Below are 18933 nucleotides of genomic sequence, written 5' to 3'. Positions count from 1 at the left end.
CTTCTACTAGACTTGAAGACATCCTTGAACCTCAATTAGGAACTGCGGTAATTTTACCATTATAATCTCGGTAACAAAACATTTGCTGAATGGAGAGACAATGAACAGATCCTGTTTTTTCGTGCTGGCCTTGCTTTTCGCGAAGCCGGCTATTGCTGCTGACTGGAACGTTTCCGGTCTTTTCGATTCATTCAGTTCAAGCGTCGGCGGCAGCACGCCGTCCAACATCCTGGCGCCCGTCAAAACGACCTACACCTCGCCCAGTTTCAATCCAAACGCACAAATGAACAGGGTCTACAAGACACAGCCCACCGCCAGCGGCGGTATGCCTGTGTGCCCGAACCGAAACGCCGCATCGCAACAGAGCGCCTCGGGCTACCAATTACAACCGGTGACGAAGGGGTATTAAATGCTGCCACTACTCCCTCTGATCGCCGGCCAGGGCATTCGACTCCTCGGCCCACAGGTTTTGCGCCACCTTGCCGCCAAGGAGGTGTTCGGCCTGGCTGAAAGCGCGCTGGCCAGTCGAGCGATGCCCATGCTCGGACAAGCCCTAGCTCGCGGGGAAAACTTCATTCCCGGCACCGGCACCCTTTCAAAAGGCACAGGCATGGGGACAAGCCCTTTGGAGCTGGGCAAATTGCTGGGAAAGGCCGACATCATCAACGATCTTGCCGGCAGAGCCCTCGTTGAGTTTGGCCCAAAACTGGTGGGAATGGCCGTACCTGGTCTTGCACCTGCAATGCAGGCCATTGAGTTCGCAAAAAAAGCGGCGGACACGTTCACGACCACCCAAAATTCAGGTGCTTTCCTCTCAACGCTCAGCAAGCTGGACCTTTCATCGATCCTTCGGGCATCTGCGGGCTCTAACTCCACCCTGCTGCCCAGCCTGGTCGACACAATTAGCAGCCTCACACAGACGGCCGCGACGCATGCCAACAACGATCGGGATGCAGGCGCAGCAACACAACCGGCACCCGGGCGATGACGGCAGCTTACTCTCCGCATTGGAGCCCGTCGTACATCGTCATCCCTCACCCACCTGCGAGAGGCGAGCAACCTCGCGCGCTCATGGTGGGGAGGTATTTCTCTGATGAGGCGTGGCGGCCGTGCCGGCTGAGCCCTGACCCACACATTTTGCGAACCTGGAAGCCCATCACTGAGCCCGCCTGGGTGGCCAACAACGCCTTGCAAATGCTCGGCCGTAAATCGCGTGAACTCGCACAACGAGAATTTGTGACAAGTCTGTCCAGACCGACAAACAGCCTCGCGCTTGCCCAGAAAACACTCGCCCGATCCGGACCGGAAGCGCTGTGGACGGTTGCACTGACATTTCTCGCCGAAGGTGCTCCAGAAAGCGGCTACGCATTGGTCGACTTCGCGATCGAGCACGCCGGCAAAGACGCGCCGGAATTGGGTTGCCTCACAAATTACCTGGCGCTGTATGGGAATCTCGAAACGCTGAACACAGCCGACCAGAACACGGGCCCGCTGATTCAAAGAATCAAAGCTCTTCCACTCGAAAGAGCTTTGCTTGCTCAGTTGCTCGTTGCGGTGCAAATCAAGATGGGTGACTCAATCGCCACCCGCGAGGCGCTGCTCGCCAGCGGGCTCGGACTGTACCAATGGAAATGGCCATCTGCCGGTCAACCAGACATCGATATGCTGCTGCCCGACACCGCGGCGGCCGTCACCTGGCTCTCCCATAGTTTCGTACCAGTAGGGATGGAACAGGCCACCCTACGCTCTAAGTTGATGCGGCTGCGTGAATTACTTCGCAGCCAAGAAATAACACTGCAGTCCACCCAAACAAATCAGCTGGAAGATCCGATCAAGTTGATCAAGCTGGTGGATCAGATTGCCCTTGCTGGATAATCCTTTTAACTACGCATATCTTTCTTGATCATTCCAACAAGGCTTGCAGCGGCGGTCGCCTGACCGGCCTCGGAGTCGATAGCATTCAGCACGGCTATTGCGTTCTCGCACAGCCCGCTATCTGCGAGGCTGGCCAACATTGTCAAACCATTAAGCATCCAGAAAGAAGCCGAGATTGCCGAGACACGTTCCTCGCCCTCGGGCATCAACAACGCATTGCGTAAGTTACAAAGTTCGTGACGGGCCTGCTCGATGATGGTGGTTTCTAATCGGGTCATTCTGAGTGTCCTTAATCTCACGCACGCGAAAAGCCGCGTCCTGGCACCGCCAAAGGCCCAATCAAGGGCCAGGGTGCGCAGCGATCATTTTCGCTTTTCATGCTGAGTTTCCCTCAACTCGCGGCACTTGCCGCAAAGCTGGCTAATTTGATCAGTTCTTCGACTGGGCCCTGTTCTTAGCGCGCTTGGACAACCCAAGGGCAACCGCGAAAGCGATGCCAATCACACCCAAAACGGCCGCAACGGTCTGATACCCAAGCAAGCCAGCGGTAGCACTTGCCGCGAGGGCCAAACCGGCTACCAATCCTAAACTTCCGTCTTCGTGGTTGGCAGTCATTGGTCAATTTCCTCTGCGTCGGCAGGTGGCACCGGCAGCGCACGAATCAACGCCAAGTCGCGGATGATGACCTCGACCGACACCAGCTGGGAACCATTAGCGCGGCTCTCGCGGCTGACAAACTGGCTGATCCAAGCATTGCCCAAGCGCTGGGCGAACAGTGCGCGCATAGCGTCGCGGCTCTCGGGGCAATCCTTCACGCCCTTGTCGCCGTCATCGTCCAGCAGCACGAAGCCACGAGCCTGAAGGCTGGCCAGCCACAGCGCCTTCCGTTCCTTGTGCGTGGCCCCTTCGGGCGCTACCAGGTGCGGCTTGCAGCCAATGAACTGACAGGAAAAGCTGACTTTGACGTTGTACTCGCCAAAGGCAATCTCACTGATATGGCCGAAGCCCTCCAGATCCCACCAACCATTAAGCTGCTCGCACAGAGTGCGCAGCACCGGCTGGATAGCCTCAATGGGCTGCGCCTGGCCCAGCAGGCGCTCCAGCTCGTGCACGCGCAGGTTAGCGCGACGGATATCGCCATGGCGCTGCTCGATGCGCTCTGCCGACTCGGTGGCCACACCCATCAGCTTGCCCAAAGCGGCCAGGTCGCTCTCGGCCAGATTCAGCACACTACTGGCCATCTCCCGTGACAGGCCTTCGTTATCGAAAAAAAACGGGATCATTTGCAGGTGCTGCTGGATCTTCTTCGCGGTCGCACGGATATCGGCCTGCTGGTCCTTGGTGAGCGGCAGCGGTTCCTTGTCGGCGGCGGATGTAGTGGGGAACGTTAGATGCACGGGTCAATATCCTTTTCGCGAGGCTCGAAAACCAGCTATCTGGTACTGCCTCGGCCCAACGAATGGTTAGGCCGAGGCATTCATACTCAATGAGCACCATAATAGGCACATGTGCCTATTGAATCAAGTAGCAGACAGGTGCGCCGGGGTGCTCTCGATTAGTCGGTTGACTCGTACCCTGTTTAGCGCTTGAATTTACATCGGTTCCGCAATATCACCACCCCGTGCAATGGGAAAGGCGGAGGGCTACTCGTAGTCACGGATGCACGCCGACAAAGGCCCGCCTTGCGCGGGCCTTTCTATTTACACGGTAACGAAATCTCTTAAGCACCGGCACCCAACAGCCGTCCCCTATGCACCGTCGTCCGGATCCAGCCCCAGGGCCTCGCACTGCCAGCGCAGGTACTCACTACTGATCATGTCCATCGCGGCGTGGCCGGGCACCTGCAGGAGCGCCAGGCGGTCAATCAGTTGATTCAGCCAATCAAGCAGCGCCGCCCGTCCGTGCAGGCAACGCCCGTGCTCGCGCTCTAATTGGTCCGCGTAGACGCGCAGAAATTCGTCAGGATTTCTCATGGGCGAGGTGCGGTAGGTGCGTTTCGCCGCGCTGAGCGCATACCGCTGCGCTCACATGACCCGCCAACTCGTGTGCCGCTTCGGCATACACAGCGAGAATCTTCGCCGCCAGATCGGGCGGGTTAGTTTCTTCACTAATGCCTGCCACCAGGTGCTGCGCCTGACGGTAAGCGTTCAGCGCCTCCACCGCTTCCGGCAGGTGCAGGTTGATAATTTGCGGGCCGTTCAGCTCTACCGGAGCGGGATTGGGGGTTTCGTCGCGCGTATTCATGGGCGGGGCTCCTTGGAGCGGGACGCCTGCAACGATGTGCGGCATCCTCGACGCTGGGCCCATTTAGTGTAGTACGTGGTGACGATGGGACTAAGACTTGCGGGGAAAAACCCTCCAGGCGGACCGGGAGGGCACAATCAAGGCCGTACTTAGAGGGCCGGACCCTCTGGGATGTATTCCGGCGCCAGTGGCACAATTTCGATCTGCAGATCTTGCAAGAGTACCGGCTCCTCGCCTTTGGCTTGCTCGACCACTGCGTCAATCAAGTTCTGCTTGGCCATGTAGGAAAACACCGGAGAGTCATTGAGACTGCGGAGGGATTCCTGTCGCAGCTTGGAGATTTCCCAAACGCGCTGCAGCATGTAGTCGCGCTCCTCCACGCCTGTGGCTTTAGCCAGCGGCACCGGTAGACCGGAAGCGGTTCTACCGACCAGCAGGTAGTGCTCTTGTTCATCGTTGTGCGCGACCCGCTGCAACCCGAACTTGACGATGCTTGGGTGCTGACTCAAACGCAGCATCGGATCAGGATCCAGATTTACATTGACGGCGTCTGCCGCCAGGTTATGGACCAACGAAGATTTCCCCGTGCGGAGCGCTTCAATCACCGTAAATCCGCGATCGGACGCGCGCACGGCGTAATAATCGGGGCGCAACGGCCCATGGTTGCCGGCGATCTCGCGAGCCAGCATCACCACATCCCCAGGCTTCATCACGCTCAGTGCGGCCTGATGCCCCACAAAATTCGCCCAGCACCGCTGACGCCAAGCCGAGGCACCGCCGTCCAGCGCCGGCGACAGTTGCTCGATCAGCGTTTGCGGTGCAAAGGCCAAGCGTGGATTGTCGCGCTCGCTCTGGATGCCAAATTGAATGGCTCTGGGCGCCGGCTGATGGAAATCGACAGCGTAAGGCAACACGAACGCTTCGACCTGCCCCCCTGCCGTCTTCACTGCCGCGTACCCAGCCTTAGGCGTAAGTTGAAAGTCTACGACTTCACCTTTATGCGCAAGCGCAGCCGAGAGCGCATCCTGCAGTCGCTCACCGGGCTCCATGAACACTTGTTTGACCATTGCGAACTGGTCGGTATTGGCCCCGGATCTGATGTTGGCATTCATTCTCTTTGCCCCTGGGTCTTACATCTTGAAATCTAAGGAAGCACTTGGGATCTCGACCGACGGCTCCACTGGGTTTACATCTTCATGGCCGGCCATAACTTCGATCAGCAGTCGCTGGGCAGCCTCATCGTCCATGTCCAGGTCATCATCCTGGTCTAGGTCATGGTATTGCCCAGCCAGGTAGGCTTCTGCGTTTTCGGCCAGCCATTCGTTACCGATCTCCTGCAGCACCTGGTTCACCACCTGGCCATTGAACTGGTGCAGATAACCCAAAGTACGCTCGGTCAACAAGGATACCTGCATGTCATCGACACCTGGGTGCAATTCCCGGATCACTTGATGGATCGGCGCCAAACCAACGTTGAACTCACATGCCCCGTGCCCGATCATCATCAGCCCTTGGGACAGCGGCAAACCCGCGCCGCGGGTGACGTCCTGGATCGCATTGACCGCGACCAGCATTTGATCAACACCCACCACGTCCTCACGTACGGCGATTTGCGTCAGTGGCTGCAGCTCACCTTCAACCTCAGCCGACCTCATCACCGCGACGCGGAGCAATTGTTGATGAATGCCGCTCTCCTGACCTTCGGGCAGGAAAAAACGCGAAGCCAGGTGAAAGGCAATGCCCCCCCGCAACTCGCGGGCGCTATCCGGACCGTACTGGTCGACCAGTTGCGGAAAGAGATCAGCCAAGGCTGCATCGTCCATCAGCGACCCACGGACGTGCCCAGCGCGAATCAGGTTCGCCTGCGAGAGAAAGGTCGAGTCCAGTCCAGCCGCGCGATCATTGCGCTGAGCAATATTGATCACCGCTACCGCGCCCGCGATCGCCCGAAGCAGCGCCTCAGGTTCACCATTGGCGCCTTGCTCGTCCAACAGGCCGTGAAGCTCACCGGGAAACATATCGTGCTCCAGAAGCTGGGCAACGGCCTCGGCGTTGAAAGCCGTTCTGACCTGCTCCAGTGCATCTGCAAAGTCTTGTCGTGTCACACGCATTTTCGTGCCTCCCGGTTTTCTTTTGAATACTCAATGGAATACATACGCCATTTATGATCAAAAGTATCCGTTCTGAAGCTTCATCCGTCAAATACATCCAAATCTTTGCTCGTAACTTTCGACTGCGCTATATTGGCGCAATCACTCTATTAAATCGGTTGTACAGATGCCTATCCCTGAACTGAGTCCAGAGGACATGCCCACCGAGATCAAGCTGAATGCTCTCGGGTTGACATTCACAGGCATCCCACCTGTCGAGTTGGACATGTGGGGAACCTATCCGCTGCTGCCTGCTGGCACTTTACTGATTGGTACGGGTACTGGTGGCTGGGCGTGGGGCGAACGGTTTTTTGTTCACGAATTCTTGGAAGGCGGCTATATCACCGTCGATCTACGGCGAGCGATCGTTGTCGAGATGCCTGCCTGGGAAGTTGCGGCCAGCTTCTACCGTTTGTTCTCCGCCGACGCATACCCCTACCGCTCACTGGAGGAGGCGGTCGCTGCAGCTCGCAAAAGCATTCCGCTGTTTTCACTACCAGCAGCCACACCTAACACCGATGCTTGATCTACCTCCCTCAATCGCCTACGGCGAGATACCACGCCAATGTGTGGTGGAGACCATTCAGCGTTATCAACTTCCGCCCAATCTTCTCGTCGGTGTCCTGGGGCAGGAAAATGGCAGGCTTGGTACTGCCAGCAAGAACAGCAACGGATCCACTGATTACGGCCCAGCCCAGGTGAATAGCTCCTGGCTAACAGCCCTGCGACCTTACGGTGTTTCCGCCAAAGATCTCCAGTGGAATGCCTGCATGAATTTGTGGGTCAGCGCCTGGATCATGCGAAGGTGTCTGAACAAATTCAACAACAATGCCTGGATGGCCATCGGCTGTTATCACACGGGCGAGAACCCGAAAACAGACACTCACGTTCGTCGCATGTATGACTACGCAAGCAAGATCCAACAAAAAGGTTTGCGGTACGGCCCCAGTTTCCAGCAGTGGCTGACAAATCCCAACGCCTCGAACATCGCGACCAAATAAGCTAGTCAGCCCACCAGCTGGTCCAGATGTGCCGCGGTATCACAAACCGCTTTAGCATCACGTCGAGGGCCATTACCTCAGCCTCTTCCTCGAATTTGATGGGCCGACAATCCTGGGGGTTGTCGATTGCAGCAATAATGTTCAGATCCAGCCAGCCTCCCCCACTCATTTCGAGTCCTTCCGCATAGGACACCGCAAGCGCCTGCTCGGCCGATCGAGCGACAACAACGTGATCGTCACCGATCCTCCAGGCCTGCATGGGCAGGTTTTTCTCGCGGGCCTCGATCGCTAACAGACTTTCAACGCTTTCAAGGTCAGCCAGTGCTCTGGCGTCATTGGGCGCGCTCGCTGTTACCTGTTGCAGCTCCGCGAGCCGATCGTTCCAGAAGTTGATGTTGTGATAGTTCGCCGGGTCAATCTCGGCGCGCTTGTGGACCATCCAGGCATCGGCAACCACTCCACTGCCTGTGAGACACAACCAGAAGCGACGCCCATCCTCGTCCAGGCCATTCCACCAGGCCATGCCAGCTGCTTCATCAGTACTCGGCAAACGGTCCGCAGAATCAGATTGATCGTTCATGCTCAGTTACTCGGAGGTTGCTAATCCAGGGTGAACGAACCCGACAGAGGGTTCTCCTCATTGTCCAGGCGCATCGCCTCGATCAGCGCTTGAAGCGCGGCGACTGTCCGGGGACTTCGCGCGCAGTGGGTAACGAACTCGACCGAAGGGGCATAATCGTCCTTTCGATCCATCGGTGGGATCACCTTCACATGGACATCGCCGTCGACATCTCTGTATAGGGAAAGCCGCCCATCTGGACTCATGTCTTCGCTGCGCTCGACAAGCATGATAGCTCCTCAATTGTGCTGCATTGGGGAGCGACCTGGTCTGACGTTTGATTTCCTTTTGAGCAACGATCTCTCGCGGGCAATCGGTACTCCAGGTCACTCTCCAATACAGCCCAGGACGGGTTGCGACTTGTCCGTTAACTGGTTGGGTCACTCATGTTGCATTCAGTGACGTGGTAGATCAGCTGGCCGGTCGGTTGTGCCTGGTCGCCAAGAACTTCTGCAATGCGCCACTCACGGCAGTCAGGATCACCGCATTCGTACATGCAATAGTCCGGTTCTGCACCGTCCACTGTCGGGATCAGTTTCACCGGATACGGGGGCTCTCCCTCATCGTCCTGCACCTGAACAACGTCACCGAACGCTCTGCGCTTGCTCATGCTCTTTTCCTTCCTATTCCTGGTTCTTGTTGCCCAGGATGGCAGCAGCCAGTAAGCCCATGGGCGCGCAAGCCGATTTTCCCTACCGGGCCAGCGTACCTAATTCAACCGCCTGGCACCGGCCAGCTTCTAACAGCAGATCAGCGGCAGTATCTTGCGACACTCCAACAGCCAGTGTCCGCGTAGCCTTACCGCCATCGGTCTCTTCTTCGACGCGAAAAGAGCCATCGTCAAGCTTTAAGGCTTGCCCACAACGAAATTGGCCGACCATGAGAATCAAATCGCCTTCGTCCGGCATGACCCGCACACGGGAAATGGTTCGGTCAAGGCGAATGGGTAGCGGTACACGTAAGATGGAGGCAATGTCCGCATAGGGGCCGAGTGGTTGGTAGCTCCCGTAGGGCGTAAATCGGCTTTCGTCGAAACCTGCCGGTCCTGCGACCTCACAGTAAATCAGTGCCCGGAAACCCTCTGTCTCATCTAAATCGGGGCATGATCCGTCGGTGCGGAAAACCGAAAGATCAAAGGAACTGGCGTGGCGCTCAGACACCATTGACAACAGCTTTTCATGGGCCTCTTTAGGCCAGTTTTCAATGAGCAAGGATTCTCCAGGCAGCAACTCGGCGCCGATCATCCCTTCAATGCCTTCGACCAGATCAGTAACGAATGCTTTCGACTCCAACAATGGCCGCCATTCAGCTTCCGTTAACGTTCTTTCCCACATCGGCGCTTTGGGGCACATTGCGTCGCCGCTGATGCCGCTGATGCCGCTGATGCCGCTATCGCTTGGTTCGTTAGCCATGATCGTTTTCCTTTGCTAAGCGTCGTTGAAGGCTTCGGCAGCCGCTTCATTTCCCCTCCAGAGGGATCTCCAGCTCGACCTCTATCACTGATCCTCGGAACTCATCACAGAGGCATCTGCCGCCCCCCCTTGCAAGACTTCACCTCGTCCTCGGCCCCGGTTTTTTAGGCCAGGGCTTGGGGTGCAGCTGAGCGACTTTTCCAGAATCTACTTTTCTTCCCACCGCCCCAATGGCCATGCCTTATCGGCATGTGCCATGGCGGCCTCTTTGGTCTTGAAGCGTCGGCGCATCACCTGGCTTGGGTGGCCAGGATCCTGTCTATCACCAGTGATGTAAGGGGGCCAGGCCAACCAGTAATTCGCCTCCGGCTCATCATCAGGCCCATGGGGCTGCGCAGCACCTGCCATATCACTGCGGGTCCAACTGCTGGGGCGGAATTCGCGCCACTGGTCTATCACGCTCATGGCATTGGTCCAGTGTTATGGCGAACACTCTGGACCGGTACTGAATTCCGGTTCAGCCCCGTAGTACCTGAAGTAGTCGTAAATCGCCGGTGAGTAGTTGACCCCAAAGAACCGAGCAACTGTCAAAAATCCCTCAGAATCGATGATGCCGAGATTGGGATGTTTTTCTGCAAGCACTTTAATGAATGGAAAAATCTGATCCGCAATCTGCCCCCAAGTCAAATCACTAGGTTTGTTTTTCGCGAACGCCAGAGCATTAACAAGAATATTGTTCAACTCTGTGACCACTTCTGGCATGTCGCTAAGCAATTGCCAATCGTCTGCTTGAGGTAACGCAACCGATTGAAGCAACTCCAACTCTTTCTCTTTAAGCGACTTCATAGCGGGTAACCTCAAACCCTGCTGCCACAGATGACACCTGATAATCAAATCCCAACTGCCGAGCCATAGCACGCAACCCAGTAATTTCGAGGTCGTCATGGTAGCTCCGACCATTTGCTTGGTAATTTTTGCCGATTTCGCGGATACGATTTTCGATCATAGCCAGCAAGGATTCGGTGAATTCAGATGGGACGGTGATTTGCTTGTCAGTCATGGTTTTGCCCTTGGAGTAGATCGCCGCAATCGCGTGATGAAAACTGTTGTGGTTGGCCGGTTGCAGCCAGTTCGTGCCGACTTTCCTACGCACTTGCGATTGTGGAAGCGTTGGGCTTTCCTCGCTTGCGCAGCTTCAATTCGACAATAATGGCTACCGGGACGCACAGCATGAACCCCCAAATCATATGGGACATCCATGGCTCGGGATCATTGCCCAATACCACGACCAATGCAGGTGAAAACCACGCTCCGATTAAGGCAAGTGCGTACATAGCCTTAATCTCCCAACTTTCTGCTGATTGGACCAGCGCCCAGAGAGCGAGGATGTTGCAACCAGCATAGAGCGAGGAGACGACCGGCGTGAACCATTCCGGCTGAAACAATTCGGCCACGCTATCGCGCCCCCCGATGACGCCACCTATTGCCATTCCCATCAAGGCGAATGCGAGAATGCCTTCGATACCTTTAATCATGATTTTTCTCGTCTTCCCATCCACTGCAGATAGTAGCGTGGCTCTTTCTAACGCTGACTGAACATTTCAGTCTGCTGGCTTTGTGGGTCTGCCCTTGGCACATTCAATGGATGCCCTAACTGGCGACGCACCTCAGCCAGCCACGCCTTGTATGGCGTATTGGCTCGCTCGCCGAAAGGGTATGCATCTACAAGCGCCTTACGCAAAACACGCATATCTTTCCGACCTACCCGACGGATAACTTCTCCAACGATGGGTGCCGCCGCATCTGCCCATGACATGGCCAACTCCTCCAACTCAATTCAGTCAGGCGGCTTCTGGCACCACTGCTTTGGCCATTATCGCCTTGGCTGCATGGTTGATCAGGTAAAGCTCGCTGATCAGTCCCCCACACACCTCAGTGATACTGTGCTCGTACCATTCTTCACCCAAGCACAGGACCTTGGCGTTCTCGCGCATAAACTCCTGCGCTTCCTCAGTGAAACCAACACCTTCGGCCGTGCTGAGCAAGTCGTCCCAGTGCATCCAGCGGTCGTCGCCGTTAGTCAGATCCCGGCGATTGACCAATACCAACTGACGGAACTCGTCCCAGTGCCCGCTTTCGATTAGGTCCACATCTTTGGCCCAATCCGGTAGCGTGTCCCAGATTGCTTCCGAGCAGTCTTCCCGAAGCTCGCTACAGATGCTCTTTACCAATACCTGGCGGAACAAGTTTTCGCTGAAAACCCGTTTTTTGTGGGATTCACTGAGCTTGGTGTGCAGGTAGTAGGTGACGTCATCCCCCGCCAGGAACTTCATACCGTAGCCCAAACCGACGCTGAAGGTCAGGTTGTCGATATCGCCGACGATGGCAATACCGTAGCGCGTCATCATGATGTCGAATGCGTAAGCGGTAGTCTTATCCGCCTTGCAACGCCAAACTTCGACGTCACTGGTCTGCACGAGGCAAGTGTACTGGTGATCCTTCAGCTTTTCGGCGGCGCGGGATTTACGCAAGGCTTCTTCCTGCCGACGTTTCTCGATGTAATCGTTGCGCGACTGTGTCGTATCCATGGATCTGGTTCCTGATATGTAAGCTGACGAGAAAACTTGTAGCGTTTAGCGTTTTTTATCCGAAGAACCGATCCCGGCGCGCAACTGTTCCACGAGCGAATCGCCTACGTCGGTAAATTCGAAGCGAGAGAACCCCAGCGAACGAACCAAGCCAACCCGGGCAAGCGACTTCATGCGGTCGGCCGGCACGTCATAACCCTGACCATCTTCGGTCGTCTCATAAAAACGCTGGAGATCCTTCGACTGCTGCTCGGTCAGGGATATCGAGACTTCGACTGTCGTATCACTCATGCTTGGCACCCCACGGCGACCGTGCCTGCCTGGCTAACCAATGACTTTTCAGCCTCAAGAGCACGAAAGTGATCGATCAGATCCTGGTCCCCACCAGCCCAAGTCAGTGCGTCGCTCATCAGTTTGAACGCTCGTTGATGAGTATCAGATTTGCTCACTCGCACCGACCGCTTTTCCACTTCCAGAGTCCAGGCCTTATCTGTTTCGTTCAACAATTTGGACGCAGAGATATTGCCGTTCTTTGATGCCAGAAGCATTCCCTGGAACGCAAGGGAAACCCCTAGCATTTTGTTAGCGGATTCCCGGGGCCCACGCAAAATCCGCGCACCAACATCTGCCGCAGCGCGGAACCAGGCGGGTGTTTCAGGAGACTCTGTGAAACAGCCCCCATCAACCACACCGTCGAAACCAACGGCAAGATATGCCTCATTGCTTAGGAGCGGACTGGAATGATCCGCGACACAAGAAAAGCCTTTCGGCATAGATAACTGAACAGGATGTGCGCGCATTTCATTTCCTCGACTTCTGGAGCGTGATAGCGCCCTGGGCACTGGAATAAAAATTCATTACCGCAAAGGAAGTATAGGCACATGTGCCTAACAGGGCAAGCGACGAACTCAGGACCCCAAGTACGCGCTAATGCAAAATTTAGGGAGACGGTTCGGTCTGTAACGATTAAAGCGTGGGTCGCCGGAGACTCCAGATCGATCCGTATGCACTAAGGGATGGCAATCCATCGAAATTTTTCGATGGATTGCTTTTACAGGATTGAATTAGAAGTATCGCGACGACGTGTGATCCAGTTCCATGGTCTGACCCACGACCTGCGCCAGAACCTCATAACTGGCTTTGCGGATCTCCCCACCGAGTTGGTGAGCCTCCCGCAACCGGTTTGACAGATCGGCGCTCTCTACGCCGGGATCCTGGTTAAACGGACCACGGCACTGGCAGATTCGCCAGTCGCCATCGTTGACCGCCAACTCCAATGTCGCGACTGGCCTCTCAACACCTTCTCTACGGAAGCTGTAGAAGGCTCCTGTACCGTTCAGGTGCTTGTTGAAGTAGCCGTTGCCGTGGCCAATACAGTGGGACATGAGCTCTGACTCACGGCGAAAATCGGACAGTTCGATCAGACGCACCACCACCAGGCCGCTCTGGCCGTCGACAAGGCGATCTTCACCACCAGGCGTCATCACCGGCCGGGCGGTGATTTCCGCCGGAAGAGCGGCGGCCGGTGCTGCGTCATCACCATCAAGAACGAGCTCCTCGGTCCATTGCCGCGCTTGAACTTTCAGATCGTCCCATGTCGTCGATGGAACGATGTCGACGTCACCGCCGGTTAGGAAATCGCGCACCAAGATCGCATCGCCGGCGACGTCCTGACACTCGGCCAAGGATTTGCCGGCAATCTCTCTGGAGAGTGCACGAATCATCAACTTCCAATCTTCGTCGTATGGCGCGCCGATGCCCTCCAACGAGATTTCGGCTTCGGCCAACACCACCAGCAACGATGCGCTGACTTCGACTGACGCGTCGCGGGCGGTCTCCGCTGGGGTAACCAGACGCGCAGGCCAGGATTGTTCGCCCCGGGCACGGTAAAAAGTGAACACTTCGGCGGTCTGCTCTACCGAAAGGCTGTTCAACGCCTTCCAGCCCTTTTTGGTCATTCCACGTTCTTTGAGATACCCATTGAGCCCACCACCGTCCTGGTACGTGAGCTTTTCACGTACGCTCCACACCATGGGCAGCAGCCCCCGAGAGGTACTCTCGGGGATTGCGTCGGCCCAGGCTATGAAGGCCTGGGCTTCCTCATAAAGCGGCTCCCATGGCTTGGGAAGCCGCGGCGAGCCGATCATCAGCTTGAAGATAGACTGGCCGTTCATGCCAACGCCCTCCCGTCCTGCAGCAACTCAGTCCGACGTGCCTGTTCCTGGGCGCCGGCCCGGGCCAAACTCCACTCACGAGCCCGACTGTCAGTCGCCGGCGTACGGAACGACGCACCGATATCGAGAAGGTGCTGCACAACAACACGCAGCTCCTCTGGGAATCGGCCCTCACGCAGCGGGAAGGTCATGGTCAAGTCATTGGCGGCACGAACCCATTCGCGGCCGGCGGTGAGTCCCTGTAGGGCCTCGTCTCCGAGAAGCCACCCGGAGCGACCCTTCGCACGCGGTACAACGATTTTCACCTCGGCGCCGTCGCGCACCCGACTGGCCTCAAGGAAATAGCTGCAGTGAAGATCATTGCGCGCCTGCTCGACATCCTTGGCTGGAATACCGGCAATTTGCACATCTTTCAGGTTCATGTAGGTGCTGACGCGCACCAGGGTCTGCAACCGGTGAACCAGGTAATCCTGAACCTCGTCCACCTGTGTCAGCGTCATCGGCATCCGCAAGAGCTGGATCTGGTCAAAGTTCGAAGGCATCACCACTCCGAACTCGCGAGTGCCGTTCGCCAGTGTGTAGGTGGCAGGCAGCCCTTTGTGAAGCTCACCGGCCATCATGATGGCTTTCAGCAAGTTTCCTGAAAGAACATGCCGGCGCATTTCGATCGAGCCGCGCGGAAGGTCTTCGTACTCTCGCAGCACTTCGGCACGCAGCTGCCCTTCCTGGTCAATCAGGTCGCGCGCTGGATCTCCAACCGTAAGAGCCAGCTGAGCCCAATCAACTTTGAACTCCTGAGGGTCGGCGTCGGCTCCCGCCAGGTACTGATCTCTCTGAACCTGGCGAGCCTCGTTCAGCAGCAGGCTCACCGGAACACGGGCTTGTCGCATGTGCTGGTCTTTACTGACCAGCATCAAACGCCATTCATAGGGGCTGTGCAGCTCTTGGGCCCATGTAGGAGGCTCGATACCGACCACATGGAAATCGATCGGGGTGTCCGACTCAAGACGCAGCGACAGATGCGCTCCGATCTTGATTCTCTCAGCGATGGAAAACAGCCCCATGTAGTCCCGGGCGGCCCGAGTACTGAACGATTCATGGCGTGCGTTGGCCAGATCTTCGAGCGTTTCACCGTCGTTGCGCTCCGCGAAGAGATCTCGAACGTTGTTCATCCGCGTTTGCATACGCTGGGTGATTTCCGGCATCACCTCGGCCAGAGGCTGTCTTGACCAGTTTCGCGACGCACCATGCGCCATGCTCAACGCCTCCCGGCCGTCATTGATCAATGTACGCACGGTGTCTGGGGTCAGCGCCGGGAGCTCCTCATGATAAGACAGCTCCTTCAGGACGACAGCCCCTTGGAAAACAGAGTCGCCGGTAGCCGGAAGCAGGATCACTTCATTCACCACCTGCGCCTTGATGTCCAGGTGCCGGCTGCGGAACGGATTGATGCCGCGGCGCTCCAGATCCTCCAACTTGCTTTCGTAGGCCCTGATCAGCCCGTCCATCATCGTGTCCTGCACGTCACAAGGCAGCAACAGGCCCATGGCCGTCACCCGGGACGCCAGACCGGTATCACCGCCATGCTCCTGCAGTTTGGCAGCCTCGGTTGCCAGGTTGATGCACATGACCTCCGCCACTTCCTGGTTGTCCTGGAGATAGGACATCGCTGCTTCGCAGCCGACCCAGTTGAACAGGTCCGGCATGCCACCGCCGACTTCTGCTTCGCGGGACCCGCGGGTCAGCGACATCATGTTACTCAAGCGTCGACGCATGATCGCCATCGAGCGCACGGCAACCGGGACTGCCGATCCGGGCAATGTATAGCGAGGAGGGACGACCATATTGGCGCGGAAAACACGGCCCAGAGACTGCTGGAAGACATAAATGTCGTCGTCCGCCTGGAGCACGATCATGTCCCGCTTGCGCTGGTCCGCGAATCGATAATCAGCATGCAAGTCGATACCCGTGGCACCGGCCTTGTTGATGATGATGCCCGTCGTCTGTCCACCGTTGAAATCATTCATCACACGCTGCCGATCGCGCTTGGACGAATCACGGCGACGTTGAATCTGATAAACCCCTGGGCGAATTTGTTCGGCCTTCCAGCGCCGGCCAGTCAGCTCGCCCATTTCATACCCCGCTGCCCGCAGCTTGTCGCTGATGTAATCGATCGGCGAGACAGGAATGGTGTTGGGGATTCGGTTCAGCGCCGCTTCGAACTCTGCCATGACGCCGCGAACGTTCATGTTCGCTTCCAGTTGACGCCCGGCCAGCAGCAGTTGCATTTGCTCCGGCAATCCTCTCCCCTGGAGATTCAAGATCGGATCCTGCAGGTTAAACGGATGGTTCGCGCCGCCGAATGCAATGTTGATCTCGGTGATTTTACGGGCCATACGCCGCAGGACGCTGGCAAAGTTCATCTCAACCTCAGCACCGTCAGGCTGAACATCGTTTTCAACCAGCACCTTGACCACTTCGGTCAGAAGAGACTCCATGGTGCTTTGCAGCACGAGCGTCGGCTTGTTGCCGCTTCGAGCGGACTCAATCGCCATCTCGGCGTAGAAGTCAGCATGAACGGCGAGCAGGGCTTGCTGACTGAAATGGTGAAGGGTGGAACTGAAATGCATGCTGCTCAGGCCAAGTTGTTCGCGACCGCGGCGGCGGCGCTCCTGGGCTTCACGTTGGCGGGTAAAATAGTCGTTGCGATTTACGTCCTGCGTGTAGCCCACCACCACGACCTGCAGTTCCAGCAGTGCCCGGAGCGCGGCGGAAAGAGCGTCCATGTTGGCTCGGATGCCAGCCACATACTGCTCCGGCACCTCCGGCGAGCTGTATTCAGCACGCGACATATCGTGCTCGCGTCGAATGTATTGCCCCTGCTGCGCGAGCATCATCGGCACGGCCTCCATCGCGGCGGCACCACCCTTGCGCAGGATTTCCTGAATCTGGTGAGAGTTGCCCAGCAAGGACAAGTCCGTACCGGCATAAAGGCTGAGGTTTTTCCCCTCTTTTGCCGATGTCGCGGAACTGAACAAGGTGTGGCGGGACGCTTCGGAGATGGCGCGCAAATTCATGCCACACAGGCTATCGACGCCTGCAGACAAATGAGACTCGTCGACAAGTACTAACGCGTCGGCCGCTACGGATCGAAGCCAGTCAACCCGCGGGGCATCGGCTTTGGTCATCAATTGAGAGTGGCAGGTAAACACCACCCTGATACCTGCCGGCAATTCACCCGTGGCATACACCTCGTTCAGCTCGTCACTGGTACGGCCGGAGAACATTTGCTCGCCCTGGTCGTTTTCGATACCGACGCCGGTGCTGGTAATCAGCATGCGGGTCCGGTCAACCAGTTCACTCATGCCCAGGACTGCCATTTCGCGAGCCATGGAATTGTAGAGCGTCTGATCCTTCGTAACGAAAATGGCGGGCATATCATTCAGATGCGCGAAACGGATGATGCTGGCCAGCACCCTGCCCTTGCCAATCCCCGTCAAGTCACCGAGCACCATGTTGCGATCGCGACCGAACGAATCCAACGCCAGAGCAACCGCATCCACCTGTTCGGCGTACAAACGGCCATCAAGGTCCGCCGGCGAATCAAATCCCAGCTGACGCGCGACAAAAGCATCAACATCGCCGTGCCGCTCTACCAAGCGGTCGAGTGCCGACGATACAGCTGTGGCCATGTTGGCAGGGACCATCGTCCCTTGAGAACGCAGATTGCTGCGAGCCACATATTGGAGACGACCAGCGGTCTCCTCCATGTTCAAATCCAAGCCACGACGGCGATCGGCGCGGCGCTCCTCGATCTCAGCACGCACCCGCTGCTCGTCGGCCACGGAAAGATCCGTACCTGCAAGGTTGACGTCTGCAGGAGCATCAGCTGCCGCAGGCTCTTCTGCCGGGGTTACGCCAGCGCCGCGTCCAGTCGCTGCAGCCGTTCCACGGGCGACAGCGTCGCCAGTTTCTCGACGTCCATCTCGCCCTTCGGATACCGCTCCAACGCCGCCTCGACTATCTGGGCCATCTGCGACGCGTCCGCGTTCATCGCTGCGTACAGATAGCTCTCGATCAGCGCCAAGGGACTGTCCGGCACCAGATCTCTGGCCAGCATCGCCTCGGCCAGCATCGCCGGCGTCAATTGACTCCCCGGCAGAAAGGCCAGCACGCTGCGGCCCAGGCTCTGCGCTGCGAACTCTTCCAGATCGCTCTGTCGCATCAGGCCCTGGTTCAACGCCCGCTCCAACTGGGCTGCCAGATCCCGCTGGAGCAGCTCTTTCCACTTGCTCCAGCTCGGTCGCTCCATGAACTCGTTGTGCTCTGTCTCGTTCAGCACCAGGCCGAACGTCAGCAGCATCTCCTGGTTCTCGAACACCGGCAGCAACCGAAACAACTTCACCTTCTTGCCCATAAACGTCTCTCCACACACCATTCAGGAACGAACCCATTTGCGGTTCATTAGTGACACTTGCAAGCAACGCATCACTCAGGCTTGCCAAGCGTCGTTCCACTGGCAAGGTCGAATCAACAAAAAGCACCAGGCGGTGCGTATCCCCTTTCGAACTCCCCCAAACCGCCGCGACAACCGGGAAGTCCGTATTTTCAGCGAGGAAGCGGTTCACCCCGGCGATCAGGCGTTCTTGCGAATTACCCAACACCATCAAGACAGCCTGCGAATCCTCAGGCATGCGCTGAAGCACCTCGCGGAATACGTCCACCCATGGGGACATCAAAATCGCCGCGGAGGGGCCCATTGCCTGAATACGCTCAAACTCTTTTGCGTCAGGCATCGACTGGTAAGCCGCCTGCAGGATGGGGCGATCATCTCCAGCGTGGATCGCGTCCACGAACTGCTCAATGGCCG

Annotated in this window: 24 protein-coding genes; 5 read left to right on the top strand and 19 right to left on the bottom strand. The window is 57.2% G+C overall.

Going from position 1 to position 18933, the window contains the following annotated elements:
* The first annotated feature begins 100 nt into the window (after positions 1-100).
* The 3 genes from AC1ROI_RS26400 (at position 101) to AC1ROI_RS26390 (ending at position 1875) form a co-directional block, all read left to right on the top strand.
* The gene (locus tag AC1ROI_RS26400) at positions 101-409 is read left to right on the top strand and encodes a hypothetical protein (RefSeq protein ID WP_102594980.1); all 309 of its coding nucleotides are present in this window, start codon (positions 101-103) and stop codon (positions 407-409) included.
* Positions 410-988 (top strand): hypothetical protein, encoded by a 579-nt coding sequence (locus tag AC1ROI_RS26395; RefSeq protein ID WP_102594979.1) that lies wholly within the window; start codon positions 410-412, stop codon positions 986-988.
* A 185-nt stretch (positions 989-1173) separates the two neighbouring features.
* Entirely contained in the window at positions 1174-1875 is a 702-nt protein-coding gene (locus AC1ROI_RS26390) for a hypothetical protein (RefSeq protein WP_102594978.1), read from the top strand.
* Positions 1876-1880: 5 nt separating this feature from the next.
* On the opposite strand, the gene AC1ROI_RS26385 is transcribed toward AC1ROI_RS26390, so the two are convergent.
* The 6 genes from AC1ROI_RS26385 to AC1ROI_RS26360 form a co-directional block, all read right to left on the bottom strand.
* Positions 1881-2153, bottom strand: coding sequence for a hypothetical protein (locus AC1ROI_RS26385; protein WP_102594977.1), 273 nt, complete (start codon positions 2151-2153; stop codon positions 1881-1883).
* A 333-nt stretch (positions 2154-2486) separates the two neighbouring features.
* A complete protein-coding gene (locus tag AC1ROI_RS26380) occupies positions 2487-3272 on the bottom strand; it encodes a hypothetical protein (RefSeq protein ID WP_102594975.1) in 786 nt (261 codons plus the stop codon).
* Between the two features lie 351 nt (positions 3273-3623).
* Positions 3624-3848: a hypothetical protein gene (locus AC1ROI_RS26375; protein WP_102594974.1), complete on the bottom strand. Its 225-nt coding sequence runs from the start codon at positions 3846-3848 to the stop codon at positions 3624-3626.
* The gene (locus AC1ROI_RS26370) at positions 3835-4119 is read right to left on the bottom strand and encodes a hypothetical protein (RefSeq protein ID WP_102594973.1); all 285 of its coding nucleotides are present in this window, start codon (positions 4117-4119) and stop codon (positions 3835-3837) included. The genes AC1ROI_RS26375 and AC1ROI_RS26370 overlap by 14 nt, the downstream gene beginning before the upstream one ends.
* Before the next feature lie 149 nt (positions 4120-4268).
* Complete coding sequence (locus AC1ROI_RS26365; protein ID WP_102594972.1) at positions 4269-5231, bottom strand: hypothetical protein; 963 nt, start codon at positions 5229-5231, stop codon at positions 4269-4271.
* A gap of 18 nt (positions 5232-5249) precedes the next feature.
* Positions 5250-6230 (bottom strand): hypothetical protein, encoded by a 981-nt coding sequence (locus AC1ROI_RS26360; RefSeq protein WP_102594971.1) that lies wholly within the window; start codon positions 6228-6230, stop codon positions 5250-5252.
* 196 nt (positions 6231-6426) lie between these two features.
* Here AC1ROI_RS26360 and AC1ROI_RS26355 point away from each other — a divergent pair, with 196 nt between their 5' ends.
* Together AC1ROI_RS26355 and AC1ROI_RS26350 are read left to right on the top strand one after the other, a co-directional pair.
* The gene (locus tag AC1ROI_RS26355) at positions 6427-6795 is read left to right on the top strand and encodes a hypothetical protein (protein WP_102594970.1); all 369 of its coding nucleotides are present in this window, start codon (positions 6427-6429) and stop codon (positions 6793-6795) included.
* Positions 6788-7270 carry a lytic transglycosylase domain-containing protein gene (locus AC1ROI_RS26350; RefSeq protein ID WP_102594969.1) on the top strand — a complete coding sequence of 161 codons (483 nt, stop codon included), beginning with the start codon at positions 6788-6790 and terminating at the stop codon, positions 7268-7270. The genes AC1ROI_RS26355 and AC1ROI_RS26350 overlap by 8 nt, the downstream gene beginning before the upstream one ends.
* Before the next feature lies 1 nt (position 7271).
* On the opposite strand, the gene AC1ROI_RS26345 is transcribed toward AC1ROI_RS26350, so the two are convergent.
* The 13 genes from AC1ROI_RS26345 to AC1ROI_RS26285 form a co-directional block, all read right to left on the bottom strand.
* Positions 7272-7850 carry a hypothetical protein gene (locus tag AC1ROI_RS26345; RefSeq protein ID WP_146012962.1) on the bottom strand — a complete coding sequence of 193 codons (579 nt, stop codon included), beginning with the start codon at positions 7848-7850 and terminating at the stop codon, positions 7272-7274.
* Between the two features lie 20 nt (positions 7851-7870).
* A complete protein-coding gene (locus AC1ROI_RS26340; protein WP_102594967.1) occupies positions 7871-8119 on the bottom strand; it encodes a hypothetical protein in 249 nt (82 codons plus the stop codon).
* 137 nt (positions 8120-8256) lie between these two features.
* The gene (locus AC1ROI_RS26335; protein WP_102594966.1) at positions 8257-8499 is read right to left on the bottom strand and encodes a hypothetical protein; all 243 of its coding nucleotides are present in this window, start codon (positions 8497-8499) and stop codon (positions 8257-8259) included.
* 82 nt (positions 8500-8581) lie between these two features.
* A complete protein-coding gene (locus AC1ROI_RS26330; protein ID WP_102594965.1) occupies positions 8582-9301 on the bottom strand; it encodes a hypothetical protein in 720 nt (239 codons plus the stop codon).
* A gap of 480 nt (positions 9302-9781) precedes the next feature.
* Positions 9782-10147, bottom strand: a complete 366-nt coding sequence (locus tag AC1ROI_RS26325; protein WP_102594963.1) for a hypothetical protein — start codon at positions 10145-10147, stop codon at positions 9782-9784.
* A complete protein-coding gene (locus AC1ROI_RS26320) occupies positions 10134-10361 on the bottom strand; it encodes a hypothetical protein (RefSeq protein WP_146012963.1) in 228 nt (75 codons plus the stop codon). The genes AC1ROI_RS26325 and AC1ROI_RS26320 overlap by 14 nt, the downstream gene beginning before the upstream one ends.
* Positions 10362-10446: 85 nt before the next feature.
* Complete coding sequence (locus AC1ROI_RS26315) at positions 10447-10836, bottom strand: hypothetical protein (protein WP_102594961.1); 390 nt, start codon at positions 10834-10836, stop codon at positions 10447-10449.
* 306 nt (positions 10837-11142) lie between these two features.
* On the bottom strand, positions 11143-11889 hold the full coding sequence (locus AC1ROI_RS26310) for a hypothetical protein (protein WP_102594959.1): 747 nt from the start codon (positions 11887-11889) through the stop codon (positions 11143-11145).
* A gap of 45 nt (positions 11890-11934) precedes the next feature.
* Positions 11935-12180: a hypothetical protein gene (locus tag AC1ROI_RS26305; RefSeq protein ID WP_102594958.1), complete on the bottom strand. Its 246-nt coding sequence runs from the start codon at positions 12178-12180 to the stop codon at positions 11935-11937.
* Entirely contained in the window at positions 12177-12689 is a 513-nt protein-coding gene (locus AC1ROI_RS26300) for a hypothetical protein (protein ID WP_177426695.1), read from the bottom strand. Before AC1ROI_RS26300 ends, AC1ROI_RS26305 begins: the two co-directional genes overlap by 4 nt.
* Before the next feature lie 264 nt (positions 12690-12953).
* Positions 12954-14063 carry a PcfJ domain-containing protein gene (locus AC1ROI_RS26295; protein ID WP_102594957.1) on the bottom strand — a complete coding sequence of 370 codons (1110 nt, stop codon included), beginning with the start codon at positions 14061-14063 and terminating at the stop codon, positions 12954-12956.
* Positions 14060-17908 carry a strawberry notch C-terminal domain-containing protein gene (locus AC1ROI_RS26290; RefSeq protein WP_158243833.1) on the bottom strand — a complete coding sequence of 1283 codons (3849 nt, stop codon included), beginning with the start codon at positions 17906-17908 and terminating at the stop codon, positions 14060-14062. Before AC1ROI_RS26290 ends, AC1ROI_RS26295 begins: the two co-directional genes overlap by 4 nt.
* Before the next feature lie 68 nt (positions 17909-17976).
* Positions 17977-18480, bottom strand: coding sequence for a hypothetical protein (locus AC1ROI_RS26285; protein ID WP_054076208.1), 504 nt, complete (start codon positions 18478-18480; stop codon positions 17977-17979).
* Positions 18481-18933 lie beyond the last annotated feature (453 nt).

The sequence above is a fragment of the Pseudomonas sp. GW823-FHT02C02 genome (assembly GCF_058797635.1).
The sequence above is the reverse complement of the archived record's forward strand: the minus strand, read 5'-3'. Positions and strand labels throughout refer to the sequence as shown.

Excerpts from the sequence above, each read along its gene's own strand:
- AC1ROI_RS26400 (WP_102594980.1), top strand. The coding sequence starts at position 101 with ATGAACAGATCCTGTTTTTTCGTGCTGGCCTTGCTTTTCGCGAAGCCG.
- AC1ROI_RS26395 (WP_102594979.1), top strand. The coding sequence starts at position 410 with ATGCTGCCACTACTCCCTCTGATCGCCGGCCAGGGCATTCGACTCCTC.
- AC1ROI_RS26385 (WP_102594977.1), bottom strand. The coding sequence starts at position 2,153 with ATGACCCGATTAGAAACCACCATCATCGAGCAGGCCCGTCACGAACTT.
- AC1ROI_RS26375 (WP_102594974.1), bottom strand. The coding sequence starts at position 3,848 with ATGAGAAATCCTGACGAATTTCTGCGCGTCTACGCGGACCAATTAGAG.
- AC1ROI_RS26370 (WP_102594973.1), bottom strand. The coding sequence starts at position 4,119 with ATGAATACGCGCGACGAAACCCCCAATCCCGCTCCGGTAGAGCTGAAC.
- AC1ROI_RS26365 (WP_102594972.1), bottom strand. The coding sequence starts at position 5,231 with ATGAATGCCAACATCAGATCCGGGGCCAATACCGACCAGTTCGCAATG.
- AC1ROI_RS26360 (WP_102594971.1), bottom strand. The coding sequence starts at position 6,230 with ATGCGTGTGACACGACAAGACTTTGCAGATGCACTGGAGCAGGTCAGA.
- AC1ROI_RS26355 (WP_102594970.1), top strand. The coding sequence starts at position 6,427 with ATGCCCACCGAGATCAAGCTGAATGCTCTCGGGTTGACATTCACAGGC.
- AC1ROI_RS26350 (WP_102594969.1), top strand. The coding sequence starts at position 6,788 with ATGCTTGATCTACCTCCCTCAATCGCCTACGGCGAGATACCACGCCAA.
- AC1ROI_RS26345 (WP_146012962.1), bottom strand. The coding sequence starts at position 7,850 with ATGAACGATCAATCTGATTCTGCGGACCGTTTGCCGAGTACTGATGAA.
- AC1ROI_RS26340 (WP_102594967.1), bottom strand. The coding sequence starts at position 8,119 with ATGCTTGTCGAGCGCAGCGAAGACATGAGTCCAGATGGGCGGCTTTCC.
- AC1ROI_RS26335 (WP_102594966.1), bottom strand. The coding sequence starts at position 8,499 with ATGAGCAAGCGCAGAGCGTTCGGTGACGTTGTTCAGGTGCAGGACGAT.
- AC1ROI_RS26330 (WP_102594965.1), bottom strand. The coding sequence starts at position 9,301 with ATGGCTAACGAACCAAGCGATAGCGGCATCAGCGGCATCAGCGGCATC.
- AC1ROI_RS26325 (WP_102594963.1), bottom strand. The coding sequence starts at position 10,147 with ATGAAGTCGCTTAAAGAGAAAGAGTTGGAGTTGCTTCAATCGGTTGCG.
- AC1ROI_RS26320 (WP_146012963.1), bottom strand. The coding sequence starts at position 10,361 with ATGACTGACAAGCAAATCACCGTCCCATCTGAATTCACCGAATCCTTG.
- AC1ROI_RS26315 (WP_102594961.1), bottom strand. The coding sequence starts at position 10,836 with ATGATTAAAGGTATCGAAGGCATTCTCGCATTCGCCTTGATGGGAATG.
- AC1ROI_RS26310 (WP_102594959.1), bottom strand. The coding sequence starts at position 11,889 with ATGGATACGACACAGTCGCGCAACGATTACATCGAGAAACGTCGGCAG.
- AC1ROI_RS26305 (WP_102594958.1), bottom strand. The coding sequence starts at position 12,180 with ATGAGTGATACGACAGTCGAAGTCTCGATATCCCTGACCGAGCAGCAG.
- AC1ROI_RS26300 (WP_177426695.1), bottom strand. The coding sequence starts at position 12,689 with ATGCGCGCACATCCTGTTCAGTTATCTATGCCGAAAGGCTTTTCTTGT.
- AC1ROI_RS26295 (WP_102594957.1), bottom strand. The coding sequence starts at position 14,063 with ATGAACGGCCAGTCTATCTTCAAGCTGATGATCGGCTCGCCGCGGCTT.
- AC1ROI_RS26285 (WP_054076208.1), bottom strand. The coding sequence starts at position 18,480 with ATGGGCAAGAAGGTGAAGTTGTTTCGGTTGCTGCCGGTGTTCGAGAAC.